19 protein-coding genes are annotated in these 16,187 nt (G+C 58.1%); 8 read left to right on the forward strand and 11 right to left on the reverse strand.

Annotated elements, in window-relative coordinates:
- Window positions 1-53 precede the first annotated feature (53 nt).
- The 3 genes from DIT71_RS14075 to DIT71_RS14085 form a co-directional block, all read right to left on the reverse strand.
- Window positions 54-698 (reverse strand): DsbA family oxidoreductase, encoded by a 645-nt coding sequence (locus tag DIT71_RS14075; protein WP_114613856.1) that lies wholly within the window; start codon window positions 696-698, stop codon window positions 54-56.
- A 62-nt stretch (window positions 699-760) separates the two neighbouring features.
- Window positions 761-2,113, reverse strand: a complete 1,353-nt coding sequence (locus tag DIT71_RS14080; RefSeq protein WP_114613857.1) for a dicarboxylate/amino acid:cation symporter — start codon at window positions 2,111-2,113, stop codon at window positions 761-763.
- Between the two features lie 120 nt (window positions 2,114-2,233).
- Complete coding sequence (locus tag DIT71_RS14085) at window positions 2,234-2,929, reverse strand: pseudouridine synthase (RefSeq protein ID WP_114614079.1); 696 nt, start codon at window positions 2,927-2,929, stop codon at window positions 2,234-2,236.
- A gap of 72 nt (window positions 2,930-3,001) precedes the next feature.
- Here DIT71_RS14085 and mtgA point away from each other — a divergent pair, with 72 nt between their 5' ends.
- Window positions 3,002-3,703 (forward strand): monofunctional biosynthetic peptidoglycan transglycosylase, encoded by a 702-nt coding sequence (mtgA, locus tag DIT71_RS14090; protein ID WP_114613858.1) that lies wholly within the window; start codon window positions 3,002-3,004, stop codon window positions 3,701-3,703.
- A gap of 33 nt (window positions 3,704-3,736) precedes the next feature.
- Entirely contained in the window at window positions 3,737-4,366 is a 630-nt protein-coding gene (locus DIT71_RS14095; protein ID WP_114613859.1) for a LysE family translocator, read from the forward strand.
- A gap of 7 nt (window positions 4,367-4,373) precedes the next feature.
- Here DIT71_RS14095 and DIT71_RS14100 read toward each other — a convergent pair whose 3' ends face one another.
- Window positions 4,374-5,075, reverse strand: a complete 702-nt coding sequence (locus DIT71_RS14100) for a lytic transglycosylase domain-containing protein (protein WP_114613860.1) — start codon at window positions 5,073-5,075, stop codon at window positions 4,374-4,376.
- A gap of 172 nt (window positions 5,076-5,247) precedes the next feature.
- On the opposite strand from DIT71_RS14100, the gene DIT71_RS14105 reads away from it, so the two are divergent.
- The 3 genes from DIT71_RS14105 to DIT71_RS14115 are packed head-to-tail and all read left to right on the forward strand — an operon-like array spanning window position 5,248 to window position 7,232.
- A complete protein-coding gene (locus tag DIT71_RS14105; RefSeq protein ID WP_114613861.1) occupies window positions 5,248-5,772 on the forward strand; it encodes a shikimate kinase in 525 nt (174 codons plus the stop codon).
- A gap of 53 nt (window positions 5,773-5,825) precedes the next feature.
- Window positions 5,826-6,305 (forward strand): sll1863 family stress response protein, encoded by a 480-nt coding sequence (locus DIT71_RS14110; protein ID WP_114613862.1) that lies wholly within the window; start codon window positions 5,826-5,828, stop codon window positions 6,303-6,305.
- Between the two features lie 36 nt (window positions 6,306-6,341).
- The gene (locus DIT71_RS14115) at window positions 6,342-7,232 is read left to right on the forward strand and encodes a DMT family transporter (RefSeq protein ID WP_114613863.1); all 891 of its coding nucleotides are present in this window, start codon (window positions 6,342-6,344) and stop codon (window positions 7,230-7,232) included.
- Here DIT71_RS14115 and DIT71_RS18240 read toward each other — a convergent pair.
- The 4 genes from DIT71_RS18240 to DIT71_RS14135 form a co-directional block, all read right to left on the reverse strand.
- Window positions 7,229-7,426: a hypothetical protein gene (locus tag DIT71_RS18240; RefSeq protein WP_227538138.1), complete on the reverse strand. Its 198-nt coding sequence runs from the start codon at window positions 7,424-7,426 to the stop codon at window positions 7,229-7,231. The two genes, DIT71_RS14115 and DIT71_RS18240, sit on opposite strands and share 4 nt — an antisense overlap.
- A gap of 13 nt (window positions 7,427-7,439) precedes the next feature.
- Window positions 7,440-9,194, reverse strand: coding sequence for a sensor domain-containing diguanylate cyclase (locus DIT71_RS14125; RefSeq protein WP_144114499.1), 1,755 nt, complete (start codon window positions 9,192-9,194; stop codon window positions 7,440-7,442).
- 236 nt (window positions 9,195-9,430) lie between these two features.
- Complete coding sequence (locus tag DIT71_RS14130; RefSeq protein WP_114614080.1) at window positions 9,431-11,314, reverse strand: N-acyl-D-amino-acid deacylase family protein; 1,884 nt, start codon at window positions 11,312-11,314, stop codon at window positions 9,431-9,433.
- A 7-nt stretch (window positions 11,315-11,321) separates the two neighbouring features.
- Window positions 11,322-11,936: a TetR/AcrR family transcriptional regulator gene (locus tag DIT71_RS14135; RefSeq protein ID WP_114613865.1), complete on the reverse strand. Its 615-nt coding sequence runs from the start codon at window positions 11,934-11,936 to the stop codon at window positions 11,322-11,324.
- 189 nt (window positions 11,937-12,125) lie between these two features.
- Between DIT71_RS14135 and DIT71_RS14140 the strand changes: the two genes are divergently transcribed.
- Window positions 12,126-12,536: an alpha/beta fold hydrolase gene (locus DIT71_RS14140; protein ID WP_227538139.1), complete on the forward strand. Its 411-nt coding sequence runs from the start codon at window positions 12,126-12,128 to the stop codon at window positions 12,534-12,536.
- Here the strand turns inward: DIT71_RS14140 and DIT71_RS14145 are convergent.
- The 3 genes from DIT71_RS14145 to DIT71_RS14155 all read right to left on the reverse strand — a co-directional run bounded on the left by DIT71_RS14145 (window position 12,533) and on the right by DIT71_RS14155 (window position 14,021).
- On the reverse strand, window positions 12,533-12,751 hold the full coding sequence (locus tag DIT71_RS14145) for a zinc ribbon domain-containing protein (RefSeq protein WP_114613867.1): 219 nt from the start codon (window positions 12,749-12,751) through the stop codon (window positions 12,533-12,535). The genes DIT71_RS14140 and DIT71_RS14145 overlap by 4 nt on opposite strands.
- A gap of 87 nt (window positions 12,752-12,838) precedes the next feature.
- On the reverse strand, window positions 12,839-13,300 hold the full coding sequence (locus DIT71_RS14150; RefSeq protein ID WP_114613868.1) for a DUF4112 domain-containing protein: 462 nt from the start codon (window positions 13,298-13,300) through the stop codon (window positions 12,839-12,841).
- A gap of 13 nt (window positions 13,301-13,313) precedes the next feature.
- On the reverse strand, window positions 13,314-14,021 hold the full coding sequence (locus tag DIT71_RS14155; RefSeq protein WP_114613869.1) for a DUF3581 family protein: 708 nt from the start codon (window positions 14,019-14,021) through the stop codon (window positions 13,314-13,316).
- A 213-nt stretch (window positions 14,022-14,234) separates the two neighbouring features.
- Here DIT71_RS14155 and DIT71_RS14165 point away from each other — a divergent pair, with 213 nt between their 5' ends.
- Together DIT71_RS14165 and DIT71_RS14170 are read left to right on the forward strand one after the other, a co-directional pair.
- Entirely contained in the window at window positions 14,235-15,134 is a 900-nt protein-coding gene (locus DIT71_RS14165) for an alpha/beta fold hydrolase (protein WP_114613871.1), read from the forward strand.
- Between the two features lie 164 nt (window positions 15,135-15,298).
- Window positions 15,299-16,084 (forward strand): substrate-binding periplasmic protein, encoded by a 786-nt coding sequence (locus tag DIT71_RS14170; RefSeq protein ID WP_114613872.1) that lies wholly within the window; start codon window positions 15,299-15,301, stop codon window positions 16,082-16,084.
- Window positions 16,085-16,187 lie beyond the last annotated feature (103 nt).

Here is a 16,187-nt window from a genome sequence, read left to right on the forward strand (position 1 = left end):
CTGTTGAATACCCCCAGGGAAGGGGGTTTTCAATGATGACTACCGGCAATGGCTCAGGCAGCCTCCGTAATCTCCCGGAACGCTTTTGTCAGTGTTTCCGGCTCCTGCGCGCCAGAAACCAGATATTTTCCGTTTATGATGAAGGCGGGTACCGCTGACACGCCAGCTTGCTGATAGCGGGCCTCGTCCTGCCTCACAGCATCCGCGTACTGGTCCGATGCCAGTATCTCGCGGGCTTCATCGCCGTCCAGGCCGATGGTTTCCACGCAATGCACGAGCACATCCGGATTCGAGATGTTTTCAGCGCGACCAAAATAGGCCTCGAAAAAAGCCATTTTCATCTCGGTCTGTTTACCCTTTTCCCCTGCCCACTTCACCAACCGGTGGGCGTCAAAGGTATTGCGGGTGTAGCGTTCCTGAAGTTTTTCGAAGTTCAGTCCCAGTCCGTGGGCGATCTCTATCATCTGGGCCTGGTTGGCTCTCATTTCGTCTTCACTGCGCCCGTATTTTCGGCTCAGGGCCGGGAGGATAGGTTCGCCGTCGCCGGAAGGATCCGGGTTCAACTCAAAGGCATGCCACTGAACATCGAACACCATCTCGTCCTTCAGGGCTTCCATAGCCTTTTCCAGGCGGGCATAACCGATGGCGCACCAGGGGCAGGCAATGTCAGAAACAATATCGATTTGCACGGTTGTCATGGGAACTCCCGGTTGGACTTTCGAAGCGTCAGGTTACCAGAAAGCCCGCCGCTGCGTCGCCCTCAGGACTCCTGGGGCACCGGCTCCGAGGGTAGCCGTTTGCCGGACCAGTTTTCCATCAGGCGGCAGGTAACCAGGTCTCCGGTTACGTTAATCGCCGTACGGCACATGTCCAGAATCCGGTCCACCCCCATGATCAATGCAATGCCACCCGGCGGAATACCGACAGTCTGCAATACCATTGCCAGAATGACGATGCCCACGCCTGGGGTTGCCGGCGAGCCGATGGAGGCGCCCACAGCCATGGCGACGACCAGCGCCATACTGCCCATGCTGAGATCAATGCCATAGACCTGCGCCAGGAAAACCGTCGCCACAGCCTGATACAGTGCCGTGCCGTTCATGTTGATGGTAGCGCCGAGCGGAATGACAAACTGGGAGACGGAGGGGCGCACGCCGAGTTTGTCCTCGGCGGTGCGGATCGACAGTGGCATGACAGCCGCCGAGCTTGAGGTGGAGAACGCAAGCAACAGGACGTCGCGACTGTCCTTGATGAACTGGACAGGCGGCTGTCCTGCCAGCAGCTTCAGGATCAGCATGTATACGCCCAGCAAAAGCAGTAGCCCCACCAGAACTGTTGCTACGTAGGAAGCCATGCCCACCATGGCCTGGAAGCCGATAGTGGTTGTCAGCTGTGCCATCAGTCCGAATACTGCGTAAGGCGCCAGCCGCATGGCCCAGCGTACTACCGTCATGCAGACCTGTTGCAGGGAGTCCAGCAGGTCCAGCAACGGCCGGGATTTTTCAGGGGCCATGCTTACCAGGGCGATGCCGACGATGATGGAGAAGATCACCACCTGCAGCATCTGGCCCTCGACCATGGCGTCCAGCGGATTGCCCGGCAGCAGGCCGATCAGGGTTCTGGGAAGCTCATCCACACTGGGCATGGTTGCAGCGGCCGTCGTGCCTTCCCCGGCTGGAACGGTGTTGGCCAGGCTGGTCATCATTCCGCCGGGATTCATCAGGTTGCCAATCCAGAGCCCGATGGACGCGGCGATGGCGGTGGTGACGACAAAGAAACCGGTCACCCGCAGCCCCATCTTGCGGAGCTGGTCCAGATCCTCGCTGGCGGCAAGGCCTCGCACCACAGAGGCGATGACCAGGGGGATCACGATCATCTGGATGGTGGCGAGGAAGAGCTGTCCCGGAAACGCCAACCAGTTACCGATGAGCGTGCCTGTCGCCGGCTCGACAAGGCCAACGGAAGGGCCGAGCAAGGTGCCGGTAACAAGGCCCAGGAACATGCCAATGAGGACTTTCAGCCAGAGCCGCCCCTCCACCAGCCCGGACAGATAGCTGCTCAGATGTCTCAGTGGGCGAGGGTAATAGCTTGAACTGTTGTCGTATTCGGTCATGGCGAGGGACGTTCCGTGTTTGGTGTTATCACTTTCAGGAAAGCTTAGCGTATTTTGCCATCCTGCAATGCCACCAGCAGCTGAGCTGGGTCAATCCAGTGTCAATCCACCAACCGGTTGTTAGCGGACAGAGCGTATCTCCTCTTCTGTCAGACAGCGATAGGCGCCCGGCGAGAGCCTGTCATCCAGCTGAATGTCGCCCATCTTTTCCCGGTGCAGGGCGGTTATCCGGTTGCCGACCGCATGAAACATGCGCTTTACCTGGTGATAGCGGCCTTCGTAGATGGTAACCCGCGCTTCCTGTGGCCCGAGCAGTTCAAGTCGTGCGGGGGAGGTCCTGAGCTTCTCGAATGCAAACCAGATCCCGTCAGCGAAACGTTTGGCCGTCTCCGGGGCAATGGCACTGGCGGTAGAGACCCGGTAAACCTTCGGCATTTTGATTGCCGGTTCGGTCAGCCGGCGCGACCAGGTGCCGTCATTGGTCAGAATCAGCAAGCCGGTACTGGCCCGGTCGAGCCGCCCGGCGATATGGAGGTCGTTATGCAGGTGGGGGTCGATCAACTCCATGACGGTTTGGTGAACGGTATCCGTCGTCGCACTGAGGTATCCCGCGGGCTTGTGAAGCATCAGGTAGCAGGAAGGCTCACCCGGCTGGACAATACGGCCTTGGCTGGTTACCTCTGAGAAACGGTTTATCTCACGTGCAGCTTCCTGACAGATAATGCCGTCCACCATGATTTTCCCGGCAGCAATCAATGCGTTGGCCTGTTTGCGGCTGACACCGTTCTGGTTACTGAGAATCCGGGAAAGCTTCATAGGGGTAATGTGATAGTCTTTTGGCTCTTTTCCGGTTTCATCAAGAATCCATAACCAGTTGAAGATAACACCGTGGCGAGACACTCCCTGATCCGAAAATACCTGCGTTCGGTTGCCTGGACCCTGGCTGGGGCTTTCCTGCTTATTATCGCAATGATCCTGCTTTTCCGGTTCGTGAATCCACCCACATCCACCTTTATGCTCGGACATCTGCTATCCGGCTCCAGCCACGAGCTCAGGCAGCAATGGGTAAGTCTGGATGATATCTCACCCTGGATGCCGCTGGCAGTGGTAGCCAGTGAAGACCAGCGTTTTCCGCACCACCGGGGCGTGGACTTTGGTGCCATTCGCAAGGCACTGGCGGAGTACCAGGCGGGCCAGGGCCTGAGGGGGGCCAGTACGATTACCCAGCAAACCGCAAAGAACCTGTTCCTGTGGAGTGGGCGCAGTTTCAGCCGTAAGGCACTCGAAGCAGGGCTGGCATTGGCGATCGACGCACTCTGGCCAAAACGGCGGATTATTGAGGTGTACCTGAATATTGCCGAGTTTGGTCACGGAGTCTACGGGGTTGAAGCGGCCAGTCGACTCTATTTCGGCATTCCTGCCAGCCAGCTGTCCCAAACCCAGGCTGCCCGGCTTGCGGCGGTGCTTCCCAATCCGAAGGTGCTCGATGCTGCCAGCCCCTCTGCCTACGTGTGGGAAAGAGTGGCGTGGATTCGCGGGCAGATGGTTCAGCTTTCCGGGTTGCGTTATCTGCAGGGGCTGTATAATTAACGGTTTCGCATCCCCCATCGTGAGAGTCTGTTTGTGGTGACATTGAATCTGGCCCTGCTGTATGCCTTTATCCCGACGTTCTTCATGGTGTCCATCACCCCGGGCATGTGCATGACCCTGGCACTGTCGCTGGGCATCACCATTGGTGTCAGGCGGGCGTTATGGATGATGGCAGGCGAGCTCGTCGGCGTTGCTGTGGTGGCGACAGCCGCAGCGGTGGGTGTGGCAACGTTTATGCTCAAGTACCCGACAGCGTTTGCCGTGTTCAAGTACGCTGGCGGCGCCTACCTTGCCTGGCTGGGCGTCCAGATGTGGCAGTCCAAAGGCAAAATGGCAATGCCGGAAGAGGACTCGGCGCCGGTTGAAAGCTCACGGCTGCAGCTGGCACTCCAGGGGTTCGTTACGGCGATTGCCAACCCCAAGGGCTGGGCGTTTTTCATCGCGCTGCTGCCCCCGTTTATCGACAGCAAACTGCCGCTGGCGCCACAATTGACAGCGCTGATCCTGATCATCCTAGGCCTGGAGTTCCTCTGTCTCCAGCTCTATGCCCATGGTGGCAGGACCTTGCGCAAGGCCCTGAAGCAGGGCGGAGGTGTTCGAACCGTTAACCGGGTAGCGGGTAGTCTGATGATACTGGTTGGGGCCTGGCTGGCGTTTGGTTAACGCCGCATCAGTTGCTTGCGTAACGTTCGTGCAGAATGCCCACCCGTTCCACGTAGGCCCGGGTTTCGGCGTAGGGCGGTATGCCGCCATGGCGGCCAACAGCGCCCGGGCCGGCGTTATAGGCAGCGGTTGCCAGTCGGATATCACCGTCAAAGCGCTTGAGCATGCGTGCCAGGTAATTGACGCCGCCGCGGATGTTTTCCGGGGCCACCATGGCGTTACCAACGCCCAGCTCTTCTGCGGTGGCGGGCATCAGCTGCATTAACCCCTGGGCGCCTTTGGGGGACAGGGCCTGGTCATTGAACGCAGACTCGGCGTGGATGACAGCCCGCACCAAGGCCGGGTCAACATTGAATTCCCTGGCGGCAGTCCTGATTTCGTCGCGGTAGGGTTGCAGGAACAGCGGTGTGGTGCGCCAGTCCACGGTGGAGTCCGGGTCGCAGGCGTAACAGTGAAAGCGGATAACGTCGAAATTCGTGCTGGCCGGTTGCACGCTGCTGTAGGCAATCACGCCGTTATCGTCCCGGTAACGGTAGACCACTTCATCCTTCGTGGACGCCCGTTTCTGACCGCTGCCGTTTACGTTGGTGTACTCTACCCTTCCGTCCGGATGAACAATGCGCTTGATACTGTCCGCTGCCACCGGCGCAGAAAAACCCAGTAGCAGAAGCGCCAGCGTGGAAGTGATAAAGGTTTTGCCGCTTGTCATTGTTTGCTCTTGGACTGCCTGATCAATAAAACCGGCTGCTTTCGCCAACTTCCGGCCTCTTAGTTGATTATACGGCTATAGTTGGCTGAAGAAACCGCGATGGTTGTCGGCGAAGCATCAGTTTTCCCGTATAGCCGGCCAGTTCTCATTATTGCCAGATTCTGGAGGAACAATGTCCGCCCATAAAGCAGCCAGTAATGTTGTGCTCATTGGAATGCCGGGGAGCGGTAAAAGCACGGTCGGGGTATTGCTGGCCAAGCGTATGGGGCTGGGGTTTATTGATACCGACCTGCTGATTCAGCAGGAAGCCGGCCGCACCCTGCAGGAGATTGTTGACGGCGACGGCTACCAGGCGCTGAGACGAATAGAGGAAAAGGTGTTACTCAGCCTGGATGTGCGAGGCCAGGTTATATCCACCGGTGGCAGTGCGGTCTACAGCGAGCCGGCGATGCAGCATCTGAAAGCCGGCGGCGTGGTGGTGTTTCTCGATATTCCACTGGGACTGGTGCTTGAGCGCATTGGTGATCACAGCGCGCGAGGCATTTCACGTCGTCCGGACCAGTCGCTGGAGGAACTGTTCACTGAGCGTTTTGCGCTCTATTCTGGTGTCGCCGATATAGCCATTGATTGTGTGGGCAGGAACCATGAAGAGGTTTGCGAGGCCGTGCTGGAGGCATTGGCAGGAGCCGATAGCTGAATGCCGGCCTGAAAGATTGCTATGATCCACCAAATAAACCCGGGAGAATTCTAATGTACTTCAAACACTGTTGTTATCATCTGGCACTGATTCTGGCGCTTGGCATGTCGGGCAACCTCCATGCGGAAACATCCGAGGAGTCATCGGTCGAGTCCCTGAAGAGAGAAACGCGGGAACTGGGCGAAGCTCTGGAGAAGTTCGGGGCGGACCAGAAAGCCGAGGCGGAAGCGACCATTGAAAGTACCCTTGAAGCCCTGGATCAGCGCATTGAAACGCTGCAGCAGGAGCTGGACCGGAACTGGGACGACATGAGTGACAAGGCCCGGGAGCGGTCCCGGAAGAGCCTGGAGTCGCTGCGGGAGCAGCGGGAACGTGTGCAGAACTGGTATGACGAACTTCAGGCCAGTTCCTCCTCGGCATGGGAGCGCGCCAAGAAAGGCTTTTCTGATGCCTACGAAGCGCTGTCCGAGCAGTGGAATGACACTGAACGCAAACTGACCGACGAGTCTGGCAAGGAAAAAGACAGCATCTGATCCGTTTCCAAACACCTCTGACTCGCGGTTGAACCCATGCCCCAGGTTTTCTATTCGTTTTTTGTGCCCGCCCTTTTCGTCTGGTTGTGGAGCACGGGCTTCATTGGCGCCAAATACGGTCTGCCCTTTGCTGAGCCCTTCACCCTTCTGCTGATACGCATGTTGTTCACGCTGACATTGCTCAGCGTGCTGGCATGGGTCATGAAGACCCGTTGGCCCGGGTGGCGTGGGGCAGGACATCTGGCGGTAACCGGGTTGCTGGTGCATGGCTGCTACCTGGGTGGCGTGTATTACGCCATTCAGGGCGGCATGCCCTCGGGGATTATCTCGTTAATCGTTGGTTTGCAGCCATTGGTGACCTCTGCAGTGGCTATCCTGGTCCTCAAGGAGAGTGTGTCGTCCCGCCAGTGGCTGGGACTGGCCCTTGGCCTGGTCGGGGTGACCCTGGTGCTGCTCGAGAAATTCGGTGGTGGCCCCTCCACCACGGACTTCCCGCTATGGACATTGATCTGGGCGGCGCTCTCCCTCGGCGGCATATCCCTGGGTACGGTGTATCAGAAGCGCCATGGTACCCAGGCGGATCTGGTGGCAGGCACCTTTATTCAATACAGTGCCGCGGCAACGTTTTTTGCGGTTGGCGCCTTCGTTTTTGAAACCCGTGAGGTGGAGTGGGCCCCGCCGCTGATATGGTCGATGGTGTGGCTGGTTTGCGGGGTCTCGATCGGCGCAATCCTGCTGCTGATGTGGCTGATTCGCCGCGGCGCTGCTTCCCAGGTGGCAAGCCTTTTCTACCTGGTGCCACCGGTGACAGCCCTGGAAGCGTTCTGGCTGTTCGATGAGCGGCTGGGCGTGCTGGCGATGATCGGTGGTGCCATATCCATCACCGGGGTTGCGCTGGTGGTAACGCAGCGCAAGGCCTCGCCCTAATCCCAGGGGTTCACCCGGAACAGGGTGCCCAGGTGAGGCTGGGGGGCGAGCTTGCCGCACAACCTCAGCGCCTCCCAGAAGCTGACCAGATTGGCGGTCAGGCGGCTGCTTAGATCCTCCAGCTCCCTATTATCAAGGTGGCGGGCACCCTCGATAAGGCGTTGCGGGCTCCCCATCTCGGTGAGAGCTGCCACAGTGTGGGCATCCTCACCGAAACGGCGTTACCCTGTCGCGTCCCTCATGCTTTGAGCGATAGAGCGCCTGATGCGCCTTTTGGAGGAAGTTCTCGGCGGAATCGCCCTTCACTGGAGCGGCAGCATACACCCCCATACTGATGGTTAATCCGAGTGGTCCGGCTCGTGTATTGACAGGTTCGGACGCGACACTCGACCTGATTCGCTCGGCGATCTCCTTCAGGCAGTCATCTCCGGCCTGGTGCCCATAGGTGTCGTTGACTGGCTTGAAGTGGTCAATATCAATCAACAGCACGGCCACAGGCTTCCGGTCCACGAGTGCCCGTTCGAAGGTATGCTGGAGGTAGCGTTCCAGTGAGCGGCGATTACTGATCCCGGTTAACTGGTCGGTGTCGCTAAGCTGCTGAAGTTTGCGGTTTGCCTCCCGCAGTTCTTCGGTACGCTCGCGAACACTCTTTTCCAGTGTCTCGTTGGCACGGCGCTGGATTTCCAGCGCCGTGGCCTGTGCCTGCTGCGCTTCGTATTGCAGCCGGATCCGTTGCCGGCTTTCGTTAGTAATGCGGTCGGCGATCGCCAGTGACAGGAAAATGGCCTCGATGGCTGCACCAATCTGCCAGCTGTGTTCGGTGAAGGCGTTACTTGGAAGCAGCCCCCAGGATTTAAGGCTGTAGGTCAGTCCGCCGACAATGAGTGATGTCCAGGCAATGAGGAAGTACCGGGCGGCAGGGTGGTCTTTGCGCAGAGCGTTCCAGCCAACGACCCAGACCGCGAGGGCCGTGACAGAGCCATGAAGGTTGGCAAGGCGGATGGACAGGTAATAGTCGACAAACAGACTCAGGCCGGCGATTGCAATGGCAGCGCACTGGATAGCGGCGATCACCCGGTCAAGGCGGGGTTGCTGATTCCTGGTGTCCAGGAGAACCCGTGTGAATTGCATGATCATCAGCATTGTCAGACTGACCAGTATCGACAACGCCTCCCTCGACCACCAGGGATTCTCCAGGCCGAAATACTGGTAGCCCAGGCCATTGAACAGGGTAAAGAAAAGGCCCTGATGCATTATGATGACGCCAATGTAGTAGCCGTAGACCCGGTCGCGCAGTGTCACTAGCAGGAACAGGCTGAATACAGCCATGGCGGCAATCAGTCCCTGAAAGAAGCTCAGCCAGGAGCGGCTGGTTAACACGGTTTGCTGCAGCCCGGTATCGGTATGCAGATAGAGCGGGATAGTCAGGGTATCGGCACTGTCGGCATACAGGTAGTAAACGGCGTCAGCGCCCGGTGACAGGGTAATCGGAAAAACAAAGTGCCGGGATGGGTGCGGGCGCTCTGGTGGTGTTACCAGCCTGCCGGATTCGGTTTTCCCGTAACCGGTTCGCTCTTGGGGATGGTAAAGCGTCAGTCGATCGACGAACGCAGAGCGGAACTCCAGGTACCGGGTCTGCGGCTCCGTGCCGGTATTGGTAAGCCGGAACCGCACCCAGTGGCCGGCGCTGGTGTAGCCGATGTTGAGCACGTCACCGGTGTGGGGCGTGAAAAGTTCGTTACTGGCACGAACCTCGGCCAGGTCCTCACGTCGATCCGGGTCTTTGAGGTACTCAAGGTACGGCCCGAGCTGGAGGGTGTCGTCTGTCTGCGTAATATCAACCGGAGCCAGTGCCGACGCTGCGGGAATCGCAGCCACCAGCAGGCACAGCGTCATCGCCACCCGGCAGAGTGTCGCGAGTGATTTCTGCAATAATGGCTGGTAACCGATGGCGCGGGGCAAGGGGAACTCTCAGGCTGTCCGTTGGAACCTGTGATCAATACTAGCCACTTACCGCGAAAGGTGGGTTTTAAACGGTAGGTCAAGTGTTGGTTTTATGTAGCAGAAAGGTAGAAAACAGCAAAACCGGCAGTCTCACAGGCATTTTATGAAAGCCGCAGGATAAAACCCCCTCAGGGATCGCAACTCGGGGGGTACGGGTTTGCTGACTGCTATTCTGGTTTGCTATCGGTTTTTGATTAAAAGGTGGTCTCCAGTACGGTGCCCATTTTTTTCTGGCCCAGTGATTCGTCGAAATCCGTTCCCTGCCAGGCCGGATGGCCGGCAATCATCACCAGGGGCACCACGCCATCGGTGCGGTTAACCAGTTGTTCATGCTGGAACTCCTCTCGGTACTGGCGTCTCACGGTTCTGTTATGGTCCATGCGGCGCAGTGCGGAGGGATCCACCAGGATCAGGTCCGCCTGGTCACCCACTTCGATGCTGCCGCCCTTGACGCCAAATATGCGGGCGGGATCGCGAGTGAGACGGCGGACTATATAGGTTACATCCATATCGCCGCCATCCGATGCCAGTTTCAGGGCCCGCAGGTTGCCGTCGTAAAAGGCCATGTTTGTCAGGTGGGCGCCGCTGTCGTTGAAGCCGGGCAATAGCTGGCGGTCCATGAGCAGGTTGCGCACTGTTCGTTCGTCCCGGTTGGCGGAGATGGTGTACCAGCTCAGGTCACGGTCGAAGGCCCGCAGCATCGCCAGCACAAAGTCGCCTTCGTCCTTAACCTGGCTAAAGTAGTCCTGCAGCAGGGCTTTTTCGGCATCGCTGCCCTCAGGGCGTTTACCCGCGTTCACCGCTTTAACGCGCATGAAAACCTCAGCAAAGGTCTTGCCTTCCCAGTCCTTCAGGGGGCAGACGTCGATGGTCATGTCCTCGAGACTACGGTTGAAGGCGTAATCCTCAAGGCGCACCAGACGCTTCAGGCGTTTGGGTCCAAAACCGGTCTTGCCACTCATCCACATGGCCTTGAACTGCCTGATGTAGTCCGGGTCGTTGAGAATCTTCAGCCTGCCTTCGCGGTCTTCCAGTTCGGTTTCATTGAGGATGCGCAGCTCTTCAATCTCCTCCGAGAGCGGCGTAACTGCGCCATCGGACCATACCTTGAAGGGTGCCGCCAGGGCCTGAAGGTGGAAGTCTCCTTTCAGCAGCCGGGAATTGAGCACACGGGCCAGCAAGCGTGCCAGCCGCACGATCTTGCGGTTGCTGTGTACATCCAGCGCTGCCACAACGGTGGTTTTCAGTGGCTTACCGTGGAAAAGACCGCAACTGAGCAGGAAGGTCTTGATGGTGCCAATGGTACTGTCTTTTGGCGGTGTGGCCTGCCAGACACCACCTTTGCGCCGGACCACATCGGTCAGCCGCTTGATTTCCGGGTATTTCGCAAACTGGGTGGGTATGGTCTTGCGGGTGTTGGGCTGGTTGGCCAGGTAGTGGAAGGGCAGGGCGTCAGTAGAGAAACCTGCATAGCCGTCGTCCAGTGCCTGTTCCAGCAGGGATTCCATGGCCTGGAGTTCGTCTTCCGTGGGGTCACGGGAGATGCTGGCCTCAAACCCCATCACTTCGATGCGCAGCATGGAGTGGGGCACCAGGGTGACCAGGTTGGGGCCCAGGCTGAGTTTGTTCAGGTGCTGGATGTATTCCTTTGGGGTCTGCCAGTCGACCCGGTCTGCCGTTGCCCTCAGCACACCTTTGGGGATGTTTTCCACGCGGGCGTAGCAATCCACGATGGGGTCTGCCCCATCCTTGCGCTGGGCGCCAAAGGCCAGCCCCAGGCTGCAGTTGGCGATGACCACCGTGGTGGTGCCATGGCGCACGGATTCCGGCAGGCCGGGGGCGACTTCCAGTTCGAGGTCGTAGTGGGTATGGATATCGAACAGTCCCGGCATGGCCCAGAGCTCGCTGCCATCGATGACCTTGCGAGCCTTCTGGGGGTCGAGACTGGCTCCCCGTTCGGCAATCCTGCCGTTGGCTACAGCTATGTCCTGGTAAGCCGGCAGTTTGCCACTGCCATCGAACACTTTCGCGCCCTGGATAAGATAGTCCCAGGTGGTATTGGTTGTTTCATCGCTCATGGCTGTTTCACCCATTGTTGTTCTGGTTTTCGAAGTAGGCCGCCAGTATCTGTGTGCCCCTTTCAATCAAGTCGTCGCGCTGAACATCCTGGTGCCCCTGGAAAACATGCCGGTGCACCATGCCTTCGGCCATGGAAAACAGGCAGAAGGCGGTGGTTTCCACACCATCCCTGACATAGCGCGCTACAAAGGCGCGTACCCTTTCCATCAATACGGTCTCGCCGTTATCCATCAGTTCGGCCAGGGCAGGATCCACCCGGCGGCGGTATTCCAGCACCTCGTGAAGGCCTGATTCCTGCTGATGGAAATCGTAGAGAAAGCCCAGCGCCTGGCGGAAAATACCGCGAATGTCGGCGTTATTGTCGGGAGTAACCCCGAGCCTGGCTTCCGGAACCTGAAGGTGCTGCTGCAGCTGGGCAAAACGCTGTTGGGTGATTTCCAGCAGCGCATCCTGCTTGTTGTGGAAGTACTGGTAGAAAGTTCCGGTAGCAACACCGGCGCGATCAGCAATGGACTTGGCCGTGGTGGCTTCAAAACCCTGGCTGGAAAACTCGTCAAACGCGGCCGCAAGCAACGCATTGCGTTTGCGGATGGCTCGCTCCTGTCTGGGTGCTGGCTTCATGATTGGTCCCCGATTGGAACCAGAATAATTAACAAAAATCAAACTTGACGTCAAGTTCAGGTTTTCGCATGATCCTTGGACAATAACATCAATAAACCGCCAGACTTGGCACCCGGAGACAAGATGCGCCCAAGCGAGTGGCAGTCCAGGGGCAAGACCCGGACTATCAATGGATTCAGGATATTCACAATGGATGAGGGGGAACCGGGGCAGGAAACCATTCTGTTGATTCACGGTTTCCCCACGGCAAGCTGGGACTGGCATAAAATCTGGCCCGCCCTGCGCCAGGCTCACCGCGTGGTCGCCATGGACATGCTGGGTTTCGGCTTTTCCGAAAAGCCCGCATCACACCGATACTCCATTCATCAACAGGCGGACATTGTAGAGGGCGTGGTCAGGCAGCTGGGGCTGGACCGCTTTCATGTGCTTGCCCATGATTACGGCGATACGGTAGCGCAGGAGTTGCTGGCGCGGCAGAAGCTGGAACTGCCGCTGGCCTGGTTTGGTGAACTGCCCGGTATCGGCCACTATCCCCAGGTAGAGGCACCGGATAACGTGGCCCGATCCTATCTTTCCTTTCTGGAGAAGGTGTCGGGTTAGGGGTTTATCTCGGTGGTGTCGCCGGCCGGATTGGCAGGTTCGTCTTTGGCAATGATGAACACCGCTCCTATGACAATAACCAGAGCCGCGATCAGTACCGTGGCTGCGCCCAGGATCATCTTGAACCTGGACGTTTGAAGGCTGCCGCACTCCGGGCATTTTTTGCTTCCCGCAGGGATGCTATTGCCACAGTTGGAGCAGATGTTCTTTGCCATGATGATTGTCCCCTGGATTGGTTAATGTATATTTCCCCAAGGTTAAGCCTTGATGGCTGCAAGGCACAAATCCGTCGTGCCCCCGGGTCAGAGCGCGACAACCACAACCAGGGCCGTCAGCCCGGATAGAATGGCAATCATTGTCAGGAACTGCCGCCAGGGAAACGTTGGCTTGGGCTGCGGGCGCAGCTCGGCCTCGAGGTGTTCACGTAGCAGTTGCGCATTGCGGGCGTTGGCTTTCCAGGCAAAGTCGAAGGCGTCCCCGACGACGGGAATAAGGCCACCAACAAAGTCGATTGCGATATTCCGGACCATCTGCCCTTTAACGCGGGTGCTGGCGCCGGCCCGCTGTGCTTCCACAAGTACGTAGCCCGACATGATCAGGCCGGCAAAATCACCAAGCACTGGAACCAGGCCGATGACAGGCTCGAAACCGATCCGGAATCGGGTAAACGGTATGCCGATGGCGTTGTCTGCCATTCGGCTGAACCTGTCGAGGCGGGCCAGGGCCGCCAGCTTTTCTTCCCGGCTTACCGGTGTTGCTGCCATGACACGTTATCCGCTAGTCCCAGGACTTGTTCTTCAGCCGGTAGAACTCCTCAACAACTGCGTCCATCGCGTCTGCGTCGTATTCACGCAGGCCACTGACAACCAGCTTCTTGGAAACCTCGCCGGCAGTCTTGCCACCGGTAAGCACCCGGTAGTCCAGAGAGACGTTGCCGCGCTTTCCTTCCGGCTTCAATTCGGCGTTATGGAGCTCCAAGTCAGGGTGGGGTGCATCCAGGGTATCCAGGGTCAGGTTCATGCTTTGATACATGATCATGGGCCTGTCCGGATTGAACATCACGCCCTCGCTTTCCATCAGCGGTTTCAGGGTGTGTGGAAAGTTCTTACCGGAAGCCGCGACATAGCAGCGGGTGAAATTCTCGATGACAGTGTCATCGTGGGTGCGTTCGCCGTTGCGCTCAACCTCGATATAGACCCTGCCCTTGTCGTCGTAGACCCGGATCAGGCCGTCATTGTCTTCTCGAAATTCCAGGGGGACATTTTCCCCCAGCAAGCTGCGGAAATGGAACGTCATATTCCGGGACAGGCCGAAGTGGGCCACCAACAGGGCAAAAAGAAGGTCTCCGGGCACACAGAAGCGCCGTGCATCAGGGTTGTGGATCGGGTTGAAATCCCCGGCTACTTCCTTGGCAAAGCGGCTGGCCTGGGTTGCGCTGATCAGCACGTGTCCGTCCTGGATTGAGTGGTAGCGTTCGAGAAACATGCGGTGCCTTTTCGTTTTCGCAAATATGGATGGTTACGATAGTGGCCCTAAAAACGGCCTGCAGCAAGACGCAACGAAACCAATGTCTAAGATAAACGCGAAAATAGCGGGAACGCCAGGTCCGGTTGCGGGCCCTGTTTTGATTCGAACCCTGCCAGTGATTGGCTACACTATCCACTTCAGCAGGCATGGGATAAAAGGCGGAACCAAGTGATGGATCTAGGCGTTGAATTCAGAACCGCTCGTATCAGGACCCCGGGGGCAGACATCCACCTTGCCCATGGTGGTGAGGGGCCGCCGCTACTGCTGCTGCACGGCTACCCCCAGACCCATGCCATGTGGCACCGGGTGGCACCGGCCCTGGCCCGGAACTTTCACGTGATCTGTCCCGATCTTCGGGGCTACGGTGACAGCTCCAAGCCCCCGTCCGGTACCCGGCACGAGGCCTATTCAAAACGGGAAATGGCCCGGGATATGGTGGAGGTGATGGCCGCGCTGGGCTATCAGCGGTTTGCTGTTGCCGGTCATGACCGTGGTGCGCGGGTGGCTCATCGCCTGGCGCTTGACCATCCAGCGCAGGTGGCCCGTGTTTGCGTGATGGATATTGCGCCCACCCTGCACATGTTCAGGCACACCGACCAGAATTTTGCCACCGGCTACTACCACTGGTTTTTCCTGATTCAGCCCGGTGGATTGCCCGAGCACATGATTGGCGCTGATCCGGATTACTTCCTGAAGGAGAAGCTCGAGCGCTGGAGTGGACCGGAGGCCACGTTCGACCCGGACGCCGTTGCCGAATACCTGCGCTGTTTCCGTGACCCGGAGGTGATCCATGCCTCCTGCGAGGATTACCGCGCCGCCGCCACGATCGACCTTGAACATGACGAGCGCGACCGTGATCGCAAGGTCGGATGTCCGCTGCTGGTGCTATGGGGTCGCAAGGGATTTGTTCATCGCACCTACGATGTCATGGAAGTGTGGCAGAACTACGCCGATGAGGTCGAAGGCAGGATCATGGATTGCGGGCATTTTTTACCCGAGGAGGCGCCCGCTGATGTTGTGTTGGAACTGCGCCGCTGGTTCCTGCCTTCGGGGCAATCTCCTGGCCAGTAAAGAGACGTACAACAAGGATACGTTTTGTCACTGAAATTTTGCATCAAAGTCGCAATGATGGTCGTATTGGCGTATTCGCTCATACAGATTGGCCAAAAGTGCCAGAAAAGGGTCTTTGCATCCATCCATGACCAACCACGATCCATCGCTACGAGGATAAAGCAATGACAGTCAAATCAGGTCCCGAGGTTCCGGCCCCCCTGAAGTCGATCAAGCGTGTTGCCCAGGGCCTGTTATTGCTGGCCCTGATGCCGCCAGCCGTTGCCAGCGACAAGCTGTATATCTATACCGAAAACTACCCTCCCTATAATGCGTCAACCACCGGTCAGGGCTTTGCCCATAACGCCGGGGATATATCAGGGATCTGTTCGGATATGGTCAAAGAGATGATGGCCAGGGTGGACTACGACTATGTCATGAAGATGCGTGACTGGAGCCTTGCCTATAACCGGGTGCAGGGCCGCGAGAACCATGCCCTGTTTTGTACTGCCCGGACGGATGAACGGGAAGACCAGTTCCAGTGGGTCGGACCATTGGCACCGATCAAATGGACACTGTTTGCGGCACCCGATTCCGATATCAAAATCAGCTCCCTGGAAGAGGCCAGGCAATACACAATTGCCGGCTATAAAGGTGATGTGATGTCGGATTACCTGGTGGGCGAGGGTTTCGAGGTCATTATGGGAGTGTCCGGTCAACAGAATCCCCGCAGGCTGACCCTGGGTCAGGCGGACCTCTGGGTAACCGATGGACTGGTGGGTCCGCTGGTGGCTGAAGAAGCCCACGGTATTACCGGTCTGAGGCCGGTCCTGGTCTTTCGGCAAACACCGATGTACCTGGCGGTCAGTAATGAAACCGATCCCGGGGTTGTGGAAGACCTGCAGCAGGGGCTAGATGAAGCCCGCGAGAGTGGCGCTCTGGACAGCATTGTCAGCCGTTACCAGCGCTGAAGTTAGCGGATTAACAAATACTTAACCCGCCAAAGACGGGTAAAGTTCAGCAGGGGGCCGGGGCTTGTGCTAGCTTTTACCGTGTTTCCCCATAAAACCGGTG

Origin of the sequence: Marinobacter vulgaris (genome assembly GCF_003344045.1) — a bacterium.
Classification (GTDB): Bacteria; Pseudomonadota; Gammaproteobacteria; order Pseudomonadales; family Oleiphilaceae; genus Marinobacter; species Marinobacter vulgaris.